Origin of the sequence: Peribacillus loiseleuriae, assembly GCF_001183985.1 — a bacterium.
In the GTDB taxonomy this organism is placed as follows: domain Bacteria; phylum Bacillota; class Bacilli; order Bacillales; family DSM-1321; genus Peribacillus; species Peribacillus loiseleuriae.
In genome coordinates this window covers 369,119-390,865 of the sequence record NZ_LFZW01000001.1, presented here as the reverse complement: position 1 = coordinate 390,865, position 21,747 = coordinate 369,119, and the positions used below count along the sequence as shown (strand labels likewise).

Sequence of the window (21,747 nt, the reverse complement as noted above, 5' to 3'; positions counted from 1 at the left end):
TATATATATAATTAACAATTCCAGCCTTTTAGAATATTTATAAGATCATCATAGGCCCCTTTATTGGAAAGAACCCAATCGCCACGATCTAAATAATGTAATTTTCGACCATCAAAGTGAGAAGCTTTCAAGCCTAATTCTTTTGCAAAAACAAGTTGGGCCGCTAAATCCCAAGGTCCAGATTTTGACGTAGCAAATGCAACAAACTTACCGGTAATGACATGAATACTATCAATGCCTCCGCAGCCAAAGTAACGAATACCAAAGGATTCCTCAGCCAACCGTCCAAAGCACTCCTTCCCAGCCCAATCTCTGACATCTGCCGAAATCAGCCCTTCTTGTAAAGTAACCTCTTTTTGAATTGGTAATTTTTCATCATTAACAAATGCCCCTTTATTTTCAATGGCATAATATAAATCGTCATTCATCACATCAAAAATATAACCTAACTTACCGATATCATTTTCATAGTAAGCAATTAAAATACAAAAATGGTCTTGTTGTTTTACAAAGTTTGCGGTACCATCAATCGGATCAATGATCCAAACATGCTCTCTTTTATCTCTTATTTTTAATTCTGGAGATTCTTCCCCAACAATTATGTGTGCCGGATATGTTCCCTTAATTTTTTGAACAAGAAAATCTTGAACTTTTTTATCGATATTCGTCACTAGATCTTTTCGATTTAATTTTGTTTCAATTATTAATTCTTCTGATAAAGAACCTTTAATAATTGGAACAATTTCGTTTAACCATTCTACAATTTGAGTATGAATGATTTGTAAGTTCTCCATATTTTCTCCTCTTTTCCTATGCTTAAAAAGCTTACTATTATTTAGTAAGCTTAAGTTTTTGTCTATAGTTATTTAAATGGTTTGGCCAATCTGTTTGGATAATGTCTGCACCTTTTTCTATAAGCTTTTGCCAACCGTGTTCTGGGCCTTTTATAATTGAAGCATCATCATCAAATTTTGCAAATAAAATGATTTCCTCATCAAGTTTAATCGCATTGATCCATATGAATAAACCTTTATCTTTGATGCTTTTAATCGTTTTATCCTGGAAGAATGGACTTTCCACATCCTCTGCAATGATCTCCATGGCAACAAGGTTAATATTTTGATAGGCTTCAGCCTCTTCGATTTCTGGCAACTTTTTAATGATTGGCATATATGAATATTTCACAGGATGGGCATTCAAAATATCCAAATAGCTCTTTTGAACTGGTGATTTTAAGAGAATTTGATCTTCCATGTCAAATTGATCAAGGAAAGGTAGGAGTGTTTCCCAATATTCCCAAGAACGATCAAGATTGATAAGAATGTTTCCTTTAAATGTATTCAACACATTTTCTAATTTCTCAACTTTAAAATTTACACTATGACCAATATTATTTCGATAATTGAGTGCGTCAATTTCGGTTGAACCCATCGTTTTTATGTTATGATCTTGCCCTAAAAGCCTATTTTCATTCCCGTCATGAAAAATATAAAACTTTCCATCTGTCGAACGAATAAGATCAATTTCTAGCATATCTGCTTTTGATTGAACGGCCGCATGAAAGGCAGGAATCGTATTTTCAACAATATTCCCCATACTACTTCCTCGATGGACAGCGATTAAAAATGGGTGGATTTCTAATTTTTCTTTTATTAAATTCATATTAAACCTCTTTTATAAAATATTTTTCTTCTTACTTCCTCTACCATAAATAAAATAAATAACAACTGCAGATATGGCCATTAAAATAACTGAGTACACAAAGTTCATCGCTTTTGCATCGATCGATGCGGTTGGATCGGTATTATTCCGAATCACAATACCAAGCGGTTGATATAATGGATGATACAAAAATACCGTTAAATCATAATCAGCTAATAGACTATTAAAGTTTAATGCGAGTATCGCTAACGTTGTCGGTAAAACGATTGGCAGGATGACTCTAACGAATGTATAGAATGAACCTGCACCTAGATTTTTTGCTGCATCCTCGAGCGAGCTATCGAATGAATAGTAAGCTGCTTTTAGGATCCTCAAGGTAAATGGGATTTTTTCAATCACATAAGCGATCAACAATAAGCTTAATGTCCCTGTTAGAACAATATTTCCTAAAATGGGCATCGGTTTATCGTAGGTGATAATTAAACCTAAAGCCATTAGTATACCTGGGATTAGCCAAGGTATATGGAATGAATACTCTAACGAAGTTGTTAATTTATTGTTATATTTGTGAATAATTCGTGCGATAAATAACATGGCAGCTACAACAATAATTGCCGTTAACCCAGAATAAATGATACTTATCACGAATGGTTCATATGATGAAGCATCCGTTAGAATCTTGATGTAATTATCTAATGTAAAGTGCTCCCATGAAAGTGTACCCGTACTGATGCTATACGTATCGGTAAATGAAAAAATAATGACAGTCATTATCGGCAGCACATAGATGGCAAATAGAACATAGGCAAAAAAGTGAACAATAAAGTTGGTAGCCTTATTTTCAATTTTTTGCTTCTCAATTCTTGTTTTTACTTTTGAAACTGACATATAAAAGCCTTTTTTCTCAGCTCTCGTAATAAAGTAAAGTAACGCAATTTGTGAAACACCTAAAAATATGGCTAACAATGCGGCAAGATCTCTTGAACTCATACTATTAGCAAATGTTAGAATCATTGGGCTAATAGTTTGAAAGTCTTTCCCGCCTACAATCAACGGCGCAGACATCGCACCGAGTCCTGAGGCAAATAACAATACGGATAATGTCGTTAATACAGGTCTTAACACAGGTAAAACAACTTTGATGAGAATTTGCCAAGGCGAAGCCCCCATATTTTTGGCTGCTTCAACGATTTGATAATCAATACTTTTTATTGCATTCGACAGAAAAATGATATGATTCGTTGTACAAGCAAAGGTCATGACAAACACAACTGCTGGGTAACCGACAAACCAATCCGGATTCATCGTCGGAAAGATTTTCACTAAGGCTGTCGTTAAAAATCCTGAATTCCCATAGATAAATTGATAGCCCGATACTAAGATAAGTCCGCCGTAGATCATCGTCGTAAAATAAACAAGTCTCAAGATCTTTGCTCCTTTGATGGCAAAGTAATCTGTGACTAAAACTAAGAAAACTCCGGTAATGTTTACAGTGATGACTAGTGTTATCCCTAAAATAAAGCTATTCAGTAAACTGTTCATCGCTCTTTTAGATGATATTAATTTTTGAAAAGGCTCTAATGAAAAGGCTCCATCTGCAAAAAATGTCGTATAAAGAATATTTACATTTGGGAGAACAAGAAATGCTGCAATAAACCATGTAAGGATAATTCCAACAAGCCAAAGATAGATTTTATTATGAACATGAACGTTTATAAATTTCTTCATCATGATTCTCCTAGTATTGAAGTATGTCTTTGGGATTAATAAATAATGTCACATCGTCGCCCTCTAAATATTGAAAATCCCCATCTTCTTTTTCGATATTTGCAAGAGAAGTTCCCATAACTTCATATTTGTATTGAGAGTATGTGCCATAGAATTCTTTTGACATAACCTTTGCCTGAAGTGAAACGGAATGTTGATCACTTTCTAATACTTTCGTTTTAATCTTTTCCGTTCGAATATAATATTTCTTAGCAGGATCTACTTTCATATTCGTTTTCCCAGCGATTTCTTCGATTATTTTCTGACTAATTACATTGGCATCACCAATAAAATTACAGACAAACTCTGTTTTTGATTGATTGTAAATTTCATCTGGTGTACCTACATGTTCAACAACACCGTTATTAAAAACCGCTACTCGATCTGACAATGTTAAGGCCTCTTCTTGGTCATGTGTCACATAAACCGTTGTAATCCCTTGTTCAAGTTGCAATTTTTTTAGTTCTTTTCGTAATTGTTTGCGAAGCTTTGCATCTAAGTTTGATAATGGTTCATCTAACACGATGATCTTAGGTGCAAGTGCTAATGCCCGTGCAATCGCCACACGTTGTTGCTGTCCACCTGATAATGCTGAGACATTTTTTATAAGTTGCTCATCCGTTAAATCGACAACCCGTGCTATTTCTTCAACGCGTTTTTTGATCTCTTCTTTTTTATTTTTTTGAACTTTTAACCCAAAAGCGATATTTTCATACACAGTCATTGTAGGGAATAAGGCATAGCTTTGAAATACCATACCAATTTGCCTTTTTTCAATGGGCGTATTTGTCAGATCTTCTCCATCGACAATGATCTTCCCATTGGTCGGTGTAATAAATCCTACTAACGTTCTTAAAGTCGTTGTTTTCCCACAACCAGATGGTCCTAAAAACGTGAAAAATTCGCCTTCTTTTATATTTAAATTTAAGTTTTGTATCGCAACAAAATCACCAAATTTTACTTGTATATCTTGAAACGTAATCAAGTGATATCCTCCTTCATAATGAAAACCGCCAAATCCTTTATGGTTCGACAGTTTATAAGGTTTTCTTAATAAGGGTTGAGGAAAGTTTGATAACTTTTAGCTGCCCACCTACAAGGCAGGACTGAACGGAAGATGCCTACTCATCCGCTCAGTCCCGCCTTGATTAACCAAAAGGGCTAATCAAGGCGCTTCCAAATTCTTATTAGAAAATTTCTAATTCAATTTTTTCTACCCAATCGTCAATATGTTCAGAAATGAACGTATAATCCATATCTTGAATCTTTGTGTTTTCACCAATTTGCTTCATTTTGTCTGATGCTTTTGCAACTGCTTTTGTATTTACTGGTAAAGAACCAAATTGTTCAGCCCAAGCACCTTGAACTTCTGCACTACCAAACCAGTTAATAAATTCTTCTGCTACAGCCGTATCTTGATCTTTCCTTTTATTAATGATTCCTACTTGCTCAACTGTAGTCGGTACACCAACTTCCGGTGAAACGATTCCAGCTTCAAATCCAAACTCCTCTTCGATACCAGGTAATCCGCTTGAATACGTGAATGAAATTGGCACTTTTCCTGATGCAAGGTTTGCGTTAGCATCTTCACCTTCTGGCGTTTTATATCCATTGTCAAAGAATGCTTTAATTTCCTTCCAACCTTCTTCCGATATACCTAAGCCACCATTTTTATCTACATGCCTCATTAGCATTCCGTAGATAACAGAGCGGTTTGTGCCTCCACCTAAATTACCTGGAACATGGTATTTCCCTTCAAATTCTTCATTTTCAATTAAGTCTGTCCAATCTTTAGGAGCTGTTTCTTCTGTATACACATCTTTGTTATAAATCATGATGATTCTTTGTTCTACAAGTGGATAATAGAACTTGTCTTTATCACTTGAACCTTCGGGAATTTCTGCAGTCCATTTTGGCTCATACGGAACAAGGATGTCATTTGCCTTTAATGTTTCAAAGTTCATTTGATTTAAACCAAAAACGACATCGCCTAAAGGATTGTTCTTTTCAGAAACTAAACGGTTTAAAAGATCTCCACCACCTGCCTCTACAATTTTAAGTTCAAAGCCTGCTTCAGCAGCTTTTTTAGTTAACCAATCTCCACGTCCGTCAGATACAGAGTTTGAATAAACAATAAGAGATTTCTTTCCATCTTTTGTGTCTGTTGCTGTATCTTTTTTTGTTGAATCATTATTCATACAACCTACTAAGATACTAGCAACCAACATGAATGCCATTACGAGTAGAAGTGGTTTTTTTACTCTCATCCTTTTTCACCCTTTTGTAAGTTTAATTTTTTATCAAAAAATTCTATCATACGAGAACATTCTTTATTTCATTAAATACTTTTTGTCGTAATTACTATTACTCCCTTCTTTTTGGAACGTGTCAATTTTTTATCACAAGGTTATTATATAAGCTGATTTTTTATAAAACAATGCAATTTACTTAGTCTTAAAAAAGATTCACACAAGCTTTACAATGTTTACAATTTGAGTAAAATATAGAGATTTCAAGTAAATTGACGCATCCAAGATAGGTATTGGAACGTGCAAAAATAAGTGTTTAGGACCATTATCAAAAATGTAAAAGGATCCTATTTTTCACTTTTATAACCTAGCAATAAAAAAGATTCGAATGCGGCAAGCAAACGAATCCTTTTTTATTTATTCAACCTGATTAAAGTAAACAGCCACGTTGTAGAAGGACCATTTTTTAACTTTATCTTTTAAACCGCCAGCAATATAAGCTTAGATTTCATAAATTAATTATGAAATGGACTCCTAATACATATGGTTTAAATAAGATTAGAAATGAGCAAGCAATCTTTTCAGGCTTATGTATAAATCCGCTAGTATTTAGGAGGTAATTCAATGTTGTTGATCATTTTAATAATCCTTTTAGTCGTATTTATTGGTGGGCCACTATGTTTATTTCTATGGCTTAAAAGTGTTTCCAAAAAGCCTCAGCATTCCATTATTCGCGCACATCCATATTTAGGATGGCTTCGATACCTTTTAGAAAAGATGGGACCAGAGTTTAGACAGTATTGGTTTGATAATGATAATAGCGGTAAACCCTTTACACGTTCGGAATTCTTAAGCGTTATCTTTTCAGCAAAATATCGTAACGACCTTTTAAGCTTCGGATCCAAGCGAGACTTTGAAAAACCTGGTTACTATATAGCGAATGGGTTATTTCCGCTATTGAACGAAGAATTAAGAGTTGATAATCAAGAAAAGGTTCATGCAATGAAATATAAAATTGACCATGAGGGACTATTTACACGACGTGAACATCTTGAAAAGGATGAAGTCAATCGTTGGCTCTATCATGAGGAAGATGCGATAATAGTTGGCCCCGAGCGAGACTTCCCATGGAAATTATGCGGTCCTTTTGGTGCCTCTGCTACATCCTATGGCGCTGTAGGCGAAAGTTATATCCTTTCGACAGGTAATGGTAGTAAGATGGCAGGTGGCTCATGGATCAATACAGGTGAGGGTGGAATTGCACCAGAGCATTTAAAAAGTAATGCAGATGTTGTTGCACAGATTGGACCTGGTTTATTTGGATATCGGGATGATAATGGGAACTTTTCACTCGAAGAATTTAGGTTGAAGGCCCAGGAAACAAATGTAAAAGCATTTGAACTAAAATTTGGTCAAGGGGCGAAAATTCGCGGTGGCCACCTCGAAGGAGAAAAAGTAACACCAAAGGTCGCAAACATTCGTAATGTTCCAGCTGGTAAAACCATTAATTCACCTAATCGCTTTCCTTTTTTGCATAATGCAATGGAAACGTTGAAGTTTATCAAAACACTGCAAGATGTAGGTGGAAAACCTGTGGGAATTAAAATTGTCGTAGGATATCATTCGAATTTAGATGAATTTTTCGAGACCATGAAAAGCCTTCAAATCTATCCAGATTTCATCACAGTGGATGGTGGCGAAGGCGGGACTGGTGCCACATATAAATCAATGGCAGATTCAATGGGCATCCCACTCTATCCGGCATTAATTACCGTGGTGGATAAAGCCCACCACTATGGCATTCGCAATAAACTAACGATTTTCGCCTCAGGAAAGTTAATATCCGCTGATAAAATAGCGATGGCTCTAGCTATTGGGGCAGATGCTGTTAACTCCGCGAGAGGTTTTATGTTTGCCAACGGCTGCATTATGGCTTTGCAGTGCCACACAGGAAAATGCCCTACAGGTATAACCACTACAGATCCAAAATATCAAGATGCACTCGTTCCAGAGGAAAAGCAATGGCGTGTTATGAATTATATTATTAATGTTAGGCAGGGCCTTTTTGCATTGGCTGCTGCGTGTGAAATCGATACACCAAGAAAGTTTTCTCGAGAACATATTGTATTTAATGATGCGGAAGGAAAGATGAAAAGGTTATCCGACCTGTTTCCAATTTCAGGTTCTTCTGTAGAAATTAAAAAAGATATCTTAGATGAGAAAGGAACTACTTAGCTAGGTTAATATAGTAATGAATACTGGCTGACCTTATAGTACTAACAAGAGTTTAGTTGGAAAGCTGAACATTAACCTTGTTCAGCCTTTCAAATGGACCAAGGAAGTATAGTTCCTTTTTCCTTTTTCACAATATAATCAGCGTTTATCTGATCTACTTGTTTGAAAAGGTGTATCCATTATTATTTTTTTAAAAGTTTATTGTTAAAGACCATCCCCCCTTACATTGATTCCTTCCATTTAATTAACCCATCCGGCTTTTCCATAGAAATATACAATTCTACTACGTTAAAATGTGAGTTATATATTTTATAGGTATTATGTTAGAATAAAAGCGGCTATTAGAGGATGTTCAAAAAGTCCGGTAAAAATAGCTGTCGAATTGCATTAAAGCTCTGTCTCTCCGGTCCTCATGTATTACTGTATACGCGAAAGGTTTAAGACAATTGCTCTCAGAACTTCTCGGCTCTTTTTATCCTCCTTTTTGAACACGCACTATTACATAAAGGAGTGCAAAAAAATGAAAAAGGATGTTTCTCTAAGCAGGCAAATCACTCTTTACGTTGCTTGCACAATGCTTGCTGTATCGATTGCCATTGGAATCATTTTATTTATGAACACATCGAAAACAGTGAATAAGTCAATGGGTCTTCAAGGGATTAGTATGGCGCAACATATTGCATCATTACTTGATGCGAAGGAGTATGAACAAATAACGAGTGACATGACCGAATCCGAACTATACTGGAAACTCCGTGCGGATCTGAAGGACTTGCAGAGGAAGAGCGGAGTTCTGTTTCTTTACACATTGACTGCCCCAAAATCTTCAGATGAACCGGTGCAGTTCATTATCGATGCAGTGGGCCCCGATGCAACGAATGCGATTCCAATTGGTGAAACACACGAATTCACAACGTACAAAACAATCGAAGGTACATTAAAAGATGAAGGCAATGCAACGAAAATTATTGATGACCCGGAATACGGTAGTTACCTTTCTGCATTCGCCCCCATTTATAACACCAAAGGGGAAAAAATCGCGGTTGTCGGTGTAGACATTGCAGCTGATTCAGTCGGAACTGTCCGCTCTGAAATATTGAAAACGAACCTACCAATTTACATTGGAATTATTTTAGCCATCGTTGTCGTTGCGATGTTTCTCATGAAACAATTTATTAAACGTGCACTTCGTCCTTTAAGCGAGATGGAAAAAGCCGCACGGGAATTTGCGACAGGAGATCTCACAACTGCAGGAAAGTCACTTGTTTCTGTGCAAACTACTGGTAGTAATGAAATCACTTCATTCAAGAACTCATTTACACAGTCCTTGTTGCAAATGAAACAGGTAATGATGGACGTAAACAACACTGCAATTTCTCTCCTTAAAGTAACTGAGGAACTAACCCAGATCGTGAATACTGTCCAGGAATCGAACGCAGAAATCACGCATAGCATTACCCAGATTTCGACTACGAGCAAAGTGCAGGAGACGAATAACCTGGAAGTACTTACATCAATGGAGGAAATGACGGTTGGTATTCACCGTATCGCTGAATCCTCGTCCACCGTAGCCGCCGCATCCAACATCATGGAAGAGCTTGTCGTGTCGAGCGTCAACGATTCACAACAGTTTGTCGGTCAAATTAAGGAAGTCGAACACTCCGTCCAGAAATCGGCAACATTCATGCGCGATCTCGGATCTAATTTCAATTCCATAGAAGAAATGGTCAACATTATTGCAGGAATCGCAAAACAAACGAATCTCCTTGCGCTTAACGCAGCAATCGAAGCGGCACGTGCTGGGGAGCCCGGGAAAGGCTTCGCTGTAGTTGCCAATGAGGTAAGGAAACTAGCCGAAATGTCTCGTAGTTCGGCTGAACAAATTCGAGATGAAATGAATTCATTCCAAACCCTGACCTCTACAGCAATTGCTGAAATGAGTACAAGTGCTACAAAAATGGCAGAAGGCTCGAATCTTGTCACAGCTATCGGAAATGATTTAGAGTCTGTACTCGTTACAGTGCGAAATGTCAACAATGAAATCCAAGACGTATCAGCAGTGACAGAAGAAATGTCTTCAGGATTTGAAGAGGTGCTAGCTTCAATGGAGAAAGTCATGTCGCTCGCAACCGATAATGCCAGTCGTACGTATTCTGCAGCAGAAGCATCAGATTTACAAAAAGAGGCTATGGATTCACTCGCTAGCTTGATCCAATCGCTTAATCGTTCATCTGCAAATCTTCGCATAGCACTCGAAAAGTTCAAATAAGTTAAGTGTCACAATGAGCAAAATGAGGATGCTCCATAACGAAAGGGTCAAATCCCACATCTACTATCTATCGTTTAGGACGTGAACATACCCAATAAACGATCGATAGAGTGTGAGGTCAGACCCTTTTGGGGCACCCTCATTTTGTATTTCTTCTATTTTACATAGAAGTAGTGACGTGAAGATTCGCAATATATTTTCCTAAGAAACCCCACTTGATCTTCATTAGAGCTAAAATGCCTGCAAAGAGAGCAGGCATTTTAATTACTAGCGCTTAGATAGTACGATTATAACCTTATTTGTTTTCTGATCCTGTATGATTTCACCTGCAAATCCTTCTGTTAAAGCTCTTGCTGGAACATACAATCGTCCATCTACAATAACAGATGCCTGTGGCAAGGATATAATCTCCCCATTGATGATTGCTTTTCTATCCCCAGAGGCTACTGTCATTTTGTTTCCTCCATATATAACTGTAAGTGTAGAAGTTGTAGGATTATATTGAAGCGATGCCCCTAGCGGAGTAAAAATATCACGCAATGGTACCATTGCCGTGCCAGCTTCGATAAAGCCTCCGCCGATAACCTCTTGTCCGTTGACCGTCACACTAATCTTCGTTCGTTCTTGTTCTGTTGGTTCTTTCGGTGATGTGAGGGTAATCAGGCTTTTTTTACTATCCCACTGAACTGCTACTCCAAGTGCTTCACTAACGAAGCGTGTCGGAACAAAGGTCGTATTCTGTCGGATTGTCGGAGCTACGTCTAATACTTGCGGTTGTCCATCAATCGTCGCCTGTTTTGAGTTAATTTTCAACTGGATCTTATGATTATTTTTGATTGCGGTTATTGACTTTGTTGCGCTATCCCACTGAACTGTTGCACCTATCTCATCAAAAATCGAACGCATTGGCACTAAAACTCGATTATTATCCATAAACGGATGAACATTTACTGCAAGTTCTTTGCCATCAATAATAACTTTAATAGGTGGCTTTAGCTGATAGTCGGTTGTACTGACAATCTCAGCAAATGATTTCGATGAGTTAACAATCAGCACGTTAGTATGAACTTTCACCCGATCAAATAGCCAATGAATATCATCATTACGCATCCTAACACAGCCCGCACTGACATATTTTCCAATTGAATTTGAGTTGTTATTTCCATGAATCGCATATGTTGTACCATATGTACCCCGAGCATTAAGACCTAACCATCTATCTCCCAATGGATTTCTAGCATCTCCACCAGGAATGCCATTTGTATAATAGGGACGGTTCTTAATCTTATTCACAATGGGGAATACCCCTTCTGGTGTCAGACTGTTTGTTTTTCCAGTCGCAACAGGGAATGTTCGGACCAGTTCACCATTTTCATAGAATGCTAGTTCATTGATTGACTTATTAATAATAATGAATTGGTCACCTTCTGCTTGAGCGAACTGTGGGATAAACATAATTAGAAGCATTGCTATGGCAAAGCACATTTTCTTCATCATCTTTCCCCCTAACTATCAATTAATCGGTACTTTTTTGTAAGATTTGTAATCAAACGGTAATAATCACTTTGGTATTTTTTTTAGTTGTCTTAAAAGCGATTGTCAGCCATTTGCCCTTTACACGTTATAAAGAATATACCACTAATCGTTTTCATCACCCTTTCCTTCCTCTCCTAGTCTCTACTTAATATACTCATAGTTTCGGTTAATTGGAGCCTTTTTCCTATCTTAAAAAGCAATTTCCCATCATTCGAGAAAAGTAGTAGAAATATCTCAAATTCTGCACTTCCATTATTCAGAATCTGCTAAATTGAATATTTTTCATTACTTTGTCCTTATCAACTTTCTTTTTTTACATAATTATACAACCAAAACAGCAAAAGAAAAGGAGTTTTGGCGAATATTAGCGAATATGAAACTATGAAAGATCACATCAGCTATATTTTTAGAGAGGAGTTTTGAACAAGTTGCGTCAAATACATTTAATCTTCGTCATTTTGCTCACCGTATTTATTGTATTTTCTACTGGAACTACGTATGCGATGAATACCCCAAAGACCATTCAAGCATACGAGGAATCCTATTTTATTTCCTATAATAACCAAGTTTCACTAGCACAAGGAAAACTCATTACTTATAAAAACGAGGCTTATCTTCCTTTGCAAGACGCTGCACTGCTTCTTGGTCTGACACTTGATTTAAGCTCTGAGGACATTTATTTATCTGGCAGCCCTTCTGTTACTCTAACAAAAGCAGTAAGCTCATTGCCGAAAGATACGGTTGACTTCACAGATACATTTCAGATTAATCCAAAGATTGGTGCCTATTCAGGGTTTGTCATTGAAGACGGAAAAAACGGTGTACCCGTTTTCTCTAAGAATGCTAATCAACGATTATATCCATCTAGTACGACTAAGATTATGACAGCACTTCTAGCAATCAAACATGGTAATTTAAACGAGGTCGTGACAATTGGCCCTAGTGCTAAAGATATCCCTGCCGATAGCTCTGTAGCAGGTATCAAACCTGGTGATAAAATGACACTTGAACAACTTCTTTATGCGATGATGCTCCCTTCTGGTAATGACGCTGCCGCAGCCATTGCTGAACATATTGGCGGGTCTGAGCAGCAATTTGTTCAGATGATGAACGTGCAGGCAAAAGAGCTCGGTGCAACGAATACATCCTTGACAAATCCGCATGGCTATCACCATCCAAACTTGTATACAACTGCATCTGACCTTGCCCTAATTGCAAAAGATGCAGCAAAGTACCCAGCTTTCTTAAAAATTGCTAGTACACCAGTTTATTCAACAAGCTATCGAAATAAAAGCGGCCAAACAATTACAAAGACGTGGAAAAATACGAATCAACTCGTGCAAGCTACAAGTCCATTCTACCTCCCTTCCGCTCAAGCTGGAAAGACAGGGTACACAAGTCATTCCGGTCATAATCTCGTTAGTTTTGTAACAATGGGGGACCATAATTATATCATTGTCCTTCTTCGCGGTGAAAAAGACCAACGTTATATTGATACAAAAAATCTAGTAAATACCGCCTATGTAAAGCGAGTTCAATTGAATCATAAGAAAACAACGATGAACATCTTGCCATTTAAAAATAAAATATATGTAAACAATGATGAACTTCAAACACATGCGGATATTTTCATTAATGATGGCCAAATATTCATTTCAACAGATATATTTAAAGAACTATCACCAGGTATAACAAATGTCAAAGTAAGTGATACACAAACACCACAAGCAAGTCTTAATCATGAGCTTCTATCATTCGACCAGGATACGCCAATTATTCAAAATGGACGAATGCTCGTACCAATCAGACCATTCTTTGAAAAAGCCGGACTAGATCTAAACTGGGATCAAAACACCCAAACCGTTGAAGCCTATTCATCTAATACGGTAATTCAGATGAAAATTAACTCAAAGAATGGGACCGTAAATGGTCAAAATGTTGCTCTGGATGTCCCGGCAACGATCCAAAATGGACGTACACTTGTCCCAATCAGATTCATCTCAGAAGCAACAGGCCTCACAGTCGATTGGGGACGTGGCCGCACACTTTATCTTTACTAATTAGGGGCTGACTTTATATTTTATTCACCCATTATTATGTCATGCACATATCATATAAACGATATACTTTAGATTTTGGGGCTGATCCTTTCATTATAGGACTGCCTCTTTAATTTTCATTAAAGGGAATATTACCCAAACTTCACAAGAAAACATATGTTCATAAATAAAAAAGCACTCCATTCCTCCCGCCGCCTAAAGGAGTGGGCTTCTTGGAGCCCACTTCTGTGATATCCCCTCAAAATGTTACTCCATCATTTGCGTTTCCATAGTACCCTTCAATTGTTCCACTTCTTTTAAACCGTTTAAAGCTACACATAAGTCCTTCTTCTATCGCAAGAATTTAATATGATGATCGGACGATGAGGGCGCCTATCTTTTAAAAATCCTACATTTGGTTATTGACATTCTTTCTTCATCGTTATATGGTTAATTACATAAGTAACTAACCAACACGGTGGTGACGTAGTGAAAAACTTAATTGACGATGGAAGGCCAATTTTTGTCCAGATCGCAGAACGTATTGAAGATGACATTATTGAAGGTGGTCTTCCTGAAGAAGCACAAGTTCCCTCAACGAATCAGTTCGCCGCATTTTACAAAATCAATCCTGCAACTGCTGCCAAAGGCGTCAACTTGTTGGTGGATGAAGGCATTCTATATAAAAAGCGGGGGATTGGAATGTTTGTTGCAGGAGGAGCAAGAACAAAGGTCATTGAAAAGCGGAAAGAGCAATTTTTCGATGAGTATGTTGTCACAATGATTCGTGAAGCAGAGAAGCTTGGGATTACAGCTGATCAGTTAATGGATATGATCCAGAGAGGAGATAACAAACGATGAAAAACGTGATTGAAGTGAAACAGCTCAATAAATCGTATGAAAAATTTAATGCTATTCATGACACTAGTTTCGCTTTGCAAGCAAATAAAATCTACGGACTTCTCGGTAGAAATGGTGCTGGTAAAACGACTTTGATGAAAATGATTACCGCACAAATTTTTCCTACAAGTGGTGATTTGAAAGTATTTGGGGAAGGTCCCTATGAAAATGCTAACGTCCTTAGCCAAATTTGTTTTATTAAAGAGAGCCAAAAATACCCTGATCATTACAATATCCTTGACGCATTAGACGTTTCTAAATCCATTTTTCCAAATTGGGATGTCAACTTTTCTAGGTCACTCATCAAGGATTTCAACTTACCTCTGAAACGCAGAATCAAGAAGTTATCTCGAGGAATGCTTTCTGCAGTAGGAATCGTGATAGGTCTTGCAAGTCGGGCGCCTCTAACTATTTTTGATGAACCATATCTAGGACTCGATGCAGTTTCAAGAGGGCTATTTTATGATCGATTGATGGAAGATTATGTTGAACATCCGCGAACAGTGATTCTGTCTACCCATTTGATTGATGAAGTGAGTAGCTTGCTTGAACATATTTTAGTCATGGACAATGGGAAACTAATTATTGATCAAGATGCAGAGGAATTACGGGGGAAAGCTTTCACAGTCACTGGGCAAGCATCTAAGGTGGAAGCGTTTCTCATTGGAAAAGAAACGGTACACCGTGAGCCGTTCGGTGGATTACTATCTGCCACTGTGATTCACAGCGAAAACGGTTCTGATCAAAAACAAGCGACAGCAAGTGGACTCGAAATCTCACCTGTATCCTTGCAACAGCTTGTCGTCCATTTAACAAGTGGACGATCTGAACAAAAGGAAGTGAATACGAAGTGAATAGAATTTCCGGTGTATTAAAACTTCATTATCGTGATAAGTGGTCATGGATTTATATTCCAGCCATCATCTTGTTTTTTAGTTTCGGAGTTAATCTTACTGTTAGTTTCTTGGTTTCTAATCAAGAAGATCTGTATACAGGGGGGATATCTTCAGTTGTCATTTACATCTTTGTAGCAGGAATTATCGTAGTAGGAAAAACATTTCCATTTGCTATCGGAATGTCAATTAGAAGAATCGATTATTTTATCGGATCTGTAATAATAGGAACGATCAGTAGCGCGTTCTTTACAAGTCTGATCTTCTTATTCGCGCAATTAGAAAAACAGACGAATGGCTGGGGCACTAGGCTCCACTTTTTCTACTTTCCATATGTCAATGATGGTACACTCTTGGAACAGTTTATTCTGTACATGATTCTATTTCTCAATACGTTCTTCCTAGGCTTTTTAATATCGAGTTATGCACGGCGTTTTGGCCGCAAAGGGATGTTCCTTGGGGCGATGGTCTTCTTACTGATTGGAAGTATCGTGATCTTTCTTTTGCATCATTTCGAAGTCTGGGGAAGTATTTTTAGTTGGTTTGCCAGCCATACAGCTGTACAAATTGCCTATTGGCTTATGCCATTCACTCTCCTCTATCTCCTTGGCTCTTACCGCATGTTGCGGCGGGCAGTCATTTGATCTCCCACTGGAGAGAAATATTTGATATAGAGAATAACACAATACAGATTCATACAGGAAAACAAGGACTGAATCTTAAGATAAATCGAACAAATTTCACCAATAAATCCACAGTACAATTCAAAAAAACAAGAAGTTGATGTGAGTATTGATATCAACTTCTTGTCTTAAAGCCTATTATATTAATGTTAATAAAGGGACGCACTCCACATATGGCAATAGGGGTGCTGGTTCGTTGCAACTCCTGGTGCTTTCCTAACGTAAGCAGTTTTCTTTAGGAATTATAATTAGAACAACATCTTTTACACGTAAATTACACAGGGGAAACTACCCTGTTTTCCATTCACATATGATGGATCATTGCTTTAATGCTCCCTTATCCCCTATATTTTATAGCTAATCCTTTTAAGAAATTCCTAGCGTATCTATCACCACACTCTTTATAATTCCTATGGCCTTCTTTTCTTAATATAGCGCTTAATTCTCCTTTTGTTATCATGACTCCTGCTTCTTCTAAGATATCAAGCATATCCTCACTTGTTAATGTTAGTGCTATTTTCAATTTCTTTAGAAGGAGATTATTTACACTTTCCGTATTCTCTACAGACAATGCTGGGCTTTTAGATTGTCCTGGTTTTGGATCTTGTTTCCCTCGTTTAAAAGTAATTAAGCCATTTAAAAATGACTCTAACATCATATTATTGCATATTATATTCTCTTCATTTTCACTTATATCACCATCATTATCAGCTTCATTATGGTAACTGTCTTTTAATTTTGTAAGCATCTTTAGCACTTCTTCTTTTGTTACTTCAATACCGCCAAGTTTAAATATCTCTACCATATCTTTATTTTTTATATCTAGAGCATATCTTAATCTAATTAATATATCATGATTATCCATCTATAAACCTCCTATAATATTCCTATTTGCACAGTAGCTTCATCATTTTTATTGCCCTTTTTAAGAACTATCGTGAGTTCTTGATAAAGAAATTCTTCACAAACTAATTGAACGTATTGAAGTGAAAGAAGAAAGAAGTCCGGGAATCTTTTATAGATTCTCGGACTCTTACATATCTTCTATTTTTTTTCGAGCAACACACAGCACTCTACATGTGTCGTCATCGGGAACATGTCTACAGGCTGAATTTCAACCGCATGATACCCTCCATCTTCTAAAATACGCAAATCACGAGCAAGAGTTGCCGGGTTGCACGATACGTAAACGACCTTATTCGGCTTCATCTCGATAATCGTGTTTAGCAGTGTTTCCTCACAGCCTTTACGTGGTGGATCGACCACTAATACATCTGCGCGGTTCCCATCCTGATACCATTCAGAGATGACATTTGCTGCTTCGCCAACCTCAAATTCGACATTGTTAATTTCGTTGATAAGAGCGTTTCGGCGTGCGTCAGCAATTGCTTCTGGCACAACTTCCACTCCAAGAACATGCTTAGCATTTTGAGCAAGAGATAGAGAAATTGTACCAATTCCACAATAGGCATCAATCACAGTCTCTTTCCCAGTAAGTCCTGCAAATTCAAGCGCTTTGCTATAAAGTACCTTTGTTTGATCAGGGTTAATTTGGTAAAAGGATAACGGCGAAATAGCGAATTTCACATCGCCAATATAATCATAAATCACATCATTGCCCCATAGCACCTTTGTTTTTTCACCCATGATGACGTTTGTCCGTTTTGAATTCACATTATGAACAATCGATTTAACATGCGGCAAACGAGCCGTAATTTCTTCGACAAGATTATTCTTTTGAAGCAATTTAGCTGTTCTTGTTACAAGTACAATCATCAGCTCTCCGGTTTGTTTTGCGTAACGGGCCATAATATGACGTAGTACACCTTGATGATGTTTCTCGATATATGGTTCTACACCGAGTTCATTGCATATTTCTTTCACAGTTTGAATCGCTTCATTTACAGCCAGGTGCTGAATAATGCTTTCATTTGTATCAACGATTTCGTGGCTGCGTGGTTTGAAGAATCCTGCGATAAGTTGTCCATCTTTTTCACCAACAGGGACCTGCGCTTTATTGCGGTAGTGTAAAGGTTCCTCCATTCCGATAATCGGATGAATCGTTACATTCTCAAGTTTGCCGATTCTTGCCATCACTTCACGGACTGTTTTTTCTTTGAATTGTAGCTGACCTTCATAACTCAGGTGATGAAGCTGGCTTCCGCCGTATTTATGCGCTTCTTCTTTTTTCACTTCAACGCGGTTTTCACTTTTTTCCTTCAGTTCCATTAAGCGACCAAATCCGTAGCCCTTGTTCGTCTTCGTTACTTTGATTAGTGCTTTTTCCCCGGGCAATGCGTAGGGAACGAAAATTGGGTAGCCATCGACCTTGGCAACACCTGATCCATCATGTGTTAAGTCCTCAAATACTACATCTATTACATCATTCTTTGAAACGGGAATTATTTTCTCCATTGTATACTTCCTTTTCTATCGAAATGCTTACAGTTCAACAAACTTCTGCAGCAGTATCCATCATATATTTAGAACTCTTATTTTATCACACATTCACTAGACAAACAAAAGCACCTTTTATCAATATTTTTCATAAAAATAAATAAGGTTATCAAAATAAATATGGACATGCGTATATGATCTGGCTTTTGATGCAAAATAAAGGAAAAAGTGAGGTGAGCAAAATGGGATTGTTTCAATCGATTTCTGCCTGGAATACCGCTAGACAGGAAAGACATGTAGCGCTCATGCAGGATAAAGGACTATGTCCGGATTGCCGCGGTCGAGGCTTTAACTCGTATGCTTCCTATGAATACAGCTACAATAATGTGTATGATTGTCCAGGCTGCAACGGTAGCGGCTCTTATGTCGACTGGGCAGAAACAATTAGTCAAACGGAAGGCTAAAGAATTAAGTAAAGCTCAAGCGCCTTGATCAACCTAAGGGCTAGCATAAGACGAGCAAGACAAGAATCATCGCCGTATAGCTTGATTGGCTAGACCACAGGGTGTAAGTTGCTTTCTCCAGACACCAAATATATAAAAAAACCTTATACTTTATCTTTGAACAAAAATACGGCCTGTAAAGCCGTATTTTTTGTTAATTCTCACATTTCTTCGCATCTTCAAAGAATTGCTTTAATGTATGGAGCAAATGCTGAGACCCCAAATTGAAGCTTCCTAATGAGCCGTCCGCAATTGTTTTAACGCGGGCGCCTGGGACGGAGCGCAGGTATTCCATCGCTCCTTCCTTCGTTAGTCCGATTCCCTCCTGACTCCCTCGAAGGACTAATACCGGACAATTAACATTGCCCAATTGTTTCCAAAATGGATGTTCATGGGAATCATGTTCGATTGCTTTTAATGTATCGAGCGTCATATGAGTCAACGCGGTTCTCCCTGCTTTTTGAACAAGAAGATTGGCCCATCCCTCTGGTAAATCTGTTTCAACAGCAGGGTAATCGCCGATGATGAGCCCTTTCAAGCGACTTAAGTTCTCCATCGCAAATCCTAAAGCATAAACAACACCACGATGAAAACCGAATAAGACGAAATTTTCAATATGGATATGTTTAATCACGCTTTCAATATCTGTTACATGATCCTCCAGCGTATATCCCTTTTCTGGTGTATCACTTCGTCCTCTTCCACGCATTGTAATGACCAGTGCACGACGGGGCGCAAGAGCACGAAGAATATCCTCATACTCTTCCCCCGTCTCTGTCAAACCGGGAATGATGACGAGTGGGGGTTCTGTGGACGGTCCAGTGTTGTCCATATAATGGATACGAATATCACCATTTTTAACCCAACCTTCAAGCATTACATTCCCTCCCTTATGACAGTTGTTTCACCATATATTCATAATCATGCCCGTTAATTTGTCTGTGATTCACAGTTTTATACCCTAGCTTACTGTATAAACGGTGTGCGCGTGTATTTTCTACCTCAACATTTAGAGATATCCTTCTATGTCCTTTCGACATCGCAAGCTCTTGGGCCGCTTCAATCAAGGCAGTTCCTATTCCTTGTCCCCAAAACTGTGGATTGACACTCACTGTATCGATATAAAAATCTTCCGGTTCCGCTTCTTTCTCAGTCGTTATCTCCGAGTTCTTCTTCTTCTCTCTTAAACGATTCACGATTAATCCATCCAGCTGTTCCGCATCGCTTCCAAGATAGGTCAAAATAAGACCAGCTACATTTCCTTCAATTTCTATTATCAGCGCGTTCTCATAGCTTAACCGGTTATTTGGATGACTGAAAAAATATTGAAGCACATCTAAAATAGCTTCCTCTTCCTGTTCACTCGTCAACGCTTCAGCAATATCCTGAATCGCCAATCTAATTAAATAAGCGGATATCTGTCCATCCGCTGGTACCGCTTGTCTGATCATCATTTGTTTGTTCTCCTCAATTAGAAAGAGAATGTCCCAAAAGGGTCTGACCTCACACTAGAATACACAGATTATTATGGAATACACCTAAACTGTATATAGTTGTATGGTCTGCCACTTTAGTTTTGAGACATCCTCCATTTTACTCATTTATATTTCCAGCTTATTTGCGGGATCGTCATGTAGCGTATTTTCCGGAATAAAAACATCGAAATGACGATACTGACTGACGAATTCTGCAGGAGCTAGTCCACCAAATTCACCATCTAAATTTAGCATCATTTCATTTTTTGCGGTTACTTTAATTCTATTTGCTTTAACATAAATCACATTTTTATCATGAACATGCTCCCCGCGTAAAGCCAGTGATGCTACTCTGATAAAGTCGGCTAGGTTTGTTTTCTTTAAAATTAATAGCGTAAACATGCCGTCATTTAGAGAAGCGTCAGGTGCTAGCTTTTCAAAGCCGCCAACAGAGTTCGTGTTCGCAACAAGGAAAAGCATAATTTCTCCTTCAAAAAACTTCCCGTCATATTCAATCGTTACATCCGTAGCTCGAATCGAAGGTAGCATTTCAATGCCCTTCATGTAATAAGCCAATTGTCCGAGCATCGTTTTTAACTTTATCGGCACCTCGTAGGTAAGCTCCGTTAATCGGCCGCCCCCAGCAATATTGATAAAATATTTTTCGTTCATTTTCCCGATATCAATCGGCATAGTATGACCCTTTGTAATAATATCCACCGCAGCATCAATCGAGCGTGGTACATGAATAGCACGCGCAAAGTCATTCGTTGTTCCGGTCGGGATCACACCAAGTTTAGGCCGATTTTCCGCTCCGGCAAGACCGTTTACAACCTCATAAATGGTACCGTCACCGCCTGCAGCAATGACTACATCATATCCTCGTGCAATCGCAATTTCTGCAGCACGTGTTGCATCGCCCGCCCCTGTTGTAGCATGACATGAAGCTTCATACCCTGCCGCTTCAAGCTTAGCTAATACATCCGGTAAGTTTTTCCGAATCATTTCTCGGCCTGATGTCGGATTATAAATCAATCTTGCTCTTTTCATTTCCCATCATCCTAATGTTAAAATACGTTTCAGTCACTATATGGTAAAGATTCACCAAACAGAATGCAACGAACAGCGATAATCGTCTT

At 38.0% G+C, this 21,747-nt stretch carries 18 protein-coding genes; 7 read left to right on the top strand and 11 right to left on the bottom strand.

The window, feature by feature from the left end:
- Positions 1-11 precede the first annotated feature (11 nt).
- The 5 genes from AC625_RS01850 to AC625_RS01830 form a co-directional block, all read right to left on the bottom strand.
- On the bottom strand, positions 12-794 hold the full coding sequence (locus AC625_RS01850) for an inositol monophosphatase family protein (protein ID WP_049679736.1): 783 nt from the start codon (positions 792-794) through the stop codon (positions 12-14).
- A 37-nt stretch (positions 795-831) separates the two neighbouring features.
- Positions 832-1,662 carry a glycerophosphodiester phosphodiesterase family protein gene (locus AC625_RS01845; RefSeq protein ID WP_049679735.1) on the bottom strand — a complete coding sequence of 277 codons (831 nt, stop codon included), beginning with the start codon at positions 1,660-1,662 and terminating at the stop codon, positions 832-834.
- A gap of 12 nt (positions 1,663-1,674) precedes the next feature.
- Positions 1,675-3,393 carry an ABC transporter permease gene (locus AC625_RS01840; RefSeq protein ID WP_049679734.1) on the bottom strand — a complete coding sequence of 573 codons (1,719 nt, stop codon included), beginning with the start codon at positions 3,391-3,393 and terminating at the stop codon, positions 1,675-1,677.
- A 7-nt stretch (positions 3,394-3,400) separates the two neighbouring features.
- Positions 3,401-4,414 (bottom strand): ABC transporter ATP-binding protein, encoded by a 1,014-nt coding sequence (locus tag AC625_RS01835; RefSeq protein ID WP_049679733.1) that lies wholly within the window; start codon positions 4,412-4,414, stop codon positions 3,401-3,403.
- Between the two features lie 202 nt (positions 4,415-4,616).
- Positions 4,617-5,696 carry an extracellular solute-binding protein gene (locus tag AC625_RS01830; protein WP_049679732.1) on the bottom strand — a complete coding sequence of 360 codons (1,080 nt, stop codon included), beginning with the start codon at positions 5,694-5,696 and terminating at the stop codon, positions 4,617-4,619.
- A 606-nt stretch (positions 5,697-6,302) separates the two neighbouring features.
- On the opposite strand from AC625_RS01830, the gene AC625_RS01825 reads away from it, so the two are divergent.
- The gene (locus AC625_RS01825) at positions 6,303-7,913 is read left to right on the top strand and encodes an FMN-binding glutamate synthase family protein (protein WP_049679731.1); all 1,611 of its coding nucleotides are present in this window, start codon (positions 6,303-6,305) and stop codon (positions 7,911-7,913) included.
- Between the two features lie 520 nt (positions 7,914-8,433).
- Positions 8,434-10,182, top strand: coding sequence for a methyl-accepting chemotaxis protein (locus AC625_RS01820; protein ID WP_049679730.1), 1,749 nt, complete (start codon positions 8,434-8,436; stop codon positions 10,180-10,182).
- A gap of 267 nt (positions 10,183-10,449) precedes the next feature.
- Here AC625_RS01820 and AC625_RS25295 read toward each other — a convergent pair whose 3' ends face one another.
- Positions 10,450-11,676, bottom strand: coding sequence for a L,D-transpeptidase family protein (locus tag AC625_RS25295; RefSeq protein WP_082190908.1), 1,227 nt, complete (start codon positions 11,674-11,676; stop codon positions 10,450-10,452).
- 470 nt (positions 11,677-12,146) lie between these two features.
- Between AC625_RS25295 and AC625_RS24995 the strand changes: the two genes are divergently transcribed.
- The 4 genes from AC625_RS24995 to AC625_RS01795 all read left to right on the top strand — a co-directional run bounded on the left by AC625_RS24995 (position 12,147) and on the right by AC625_RS01795 (position 16,194).
- Positions 12,147-13,778, top strand: coding sequence for a stalk domain-containing protein (locus tag AC625_RS24995; RefSeq protein WP_053177979.1), 1,632 nt, complete (start codon positions 12,147-12,149; stop codon positions 13,776-13,778).
- Between the two features lie 468 nt (positions 13,779-14,246).
- Positions 14,247-14,618, top strand: coding sequence for a GntR family transcriptional regulator (locus AC625_RS01805; RefSeq protein ID WP_049679729.1), 372 nt, complete (start codon positions 14,247-14,249; stop codon positions 14,616-14,618).
- Entirely contained in the window at positions 14,615-15,511 is an 897-nt protein-coding gene (locus tag AC625_RS01800; RefSeq protein ID WP_049679728.1) for an ABC transporter ATP-binding protein, read from the top strand. The genes AC625_RS01805 and AC625_RS01800 overlap by 4 nt, the downstream gene beginning before the upstream one ends.
- Positions 15,508-16,194: a hypothetical protein gene (locus tag AC625_RS01795; protein WP_049679727.1), complete on the top strand. Its 687-nt coding sequence runs from the start codon at positions 15,508-15,510 to the stop codon at positions 16,192-16,194. Before AC625_RS01800 ends, AC625_RS01795 begins: the two co-directional genes overlap by 4 nt.
- Positions 16,195-16,570: 376 nt before the next feature.
- On the opposite strand, the gene AC625_RS01790 is transcribed toward AC625_RS01795, so the two are convergent.
- Both AC625_RS01790 and rlmD read right to left on the bottom strand, forming a co-directional pair.
- The gene (locus AC625_RS01790) at positions 16,571-17,098 is read right to left on the bottom strand and encodes a YehS family protein (protein WP_049679726.1); all 528 of its coding nucleotides are present in this window, start codon (positions 17,096-17,098) and stop codon (positions 16,571-16,573) included.
- 179 nt (positions 17,099-17,277) lie between these two features.
- Complete coding sequence (gene rlmD / locus AC625_RS01785) at positions 17,278-18,648, bottom strand: 23S rRNA (uracil(1939)-C(5))-methyltransferase RlmD (RefSeq protein ID WP_049679725.1); 1,371 nt, start codon at positions 18,646-18,648, stop codon at positions 17,278-17,280.
- 224 nt (positions 18,649-18,872) lie between these two features.
- Between rlmD and AC625_RS25290 the strand changes: the two genes are divergently transcribed.
- The gene (locus AC625_RS25290) at positions 18,873-19,094 is read left to right on the top strand and encodes a methionine aminopeptidase (protein WP_082191226.1); all 222 of its coding nucleotides are present in this window, start codon (positions 18,873-18,875) and stop codon (positions 19,092-19,094) included.
- A gap of 193 nt (positions 19,095-19,287) precedes the next feature.
- On the opposite strand, the gene AC625_RS01780 is transcribed toward AC625_RS25290, so the two are convergent.
- The 3 genes from AC625_RS01780 to AC625_RS01770 form a co-directional block, all read right to left on the bottom strand.
- A complete protein-coding gene (locus AC625_RS01780) occupies positions 19,288-20,010 on the bottom strand; it encodes an alpha/beta fold hydrolase (protein WP_049679724.1) in 723 nt (240 codons plus the stop codon).
- A gap of 13 nt (positions 20,011-20,023) precedes the next feature.
- Positions 20,024-20,587 (bottom strand): GNAT family N-acetyltransferase, encoded by a 564-nt coding sequence (locus tag AC625_RS01775; RefSeq protein WP_049679723.1) that lies wholly within the window; start codon positions 20,585-20,587, stop codon positions 20,024-20,026.
- Between the two features lie 147 nt (positions 20,588-20,734).
- Positions 20,735-21,658 carry a diacylglycerol kinase gene (locus AC625_RS01770; protein WP_049679722.1) on the bottom strand — a complete coding sequence of 308 codons (924 nt, stop codon included), beginning with the start codon at positions 21,656-21,658 and terminating at the stop codon, positions 20,735-20,737.
- Positions 21,659-21,747 lie beyond the last annotated feature (89 nt).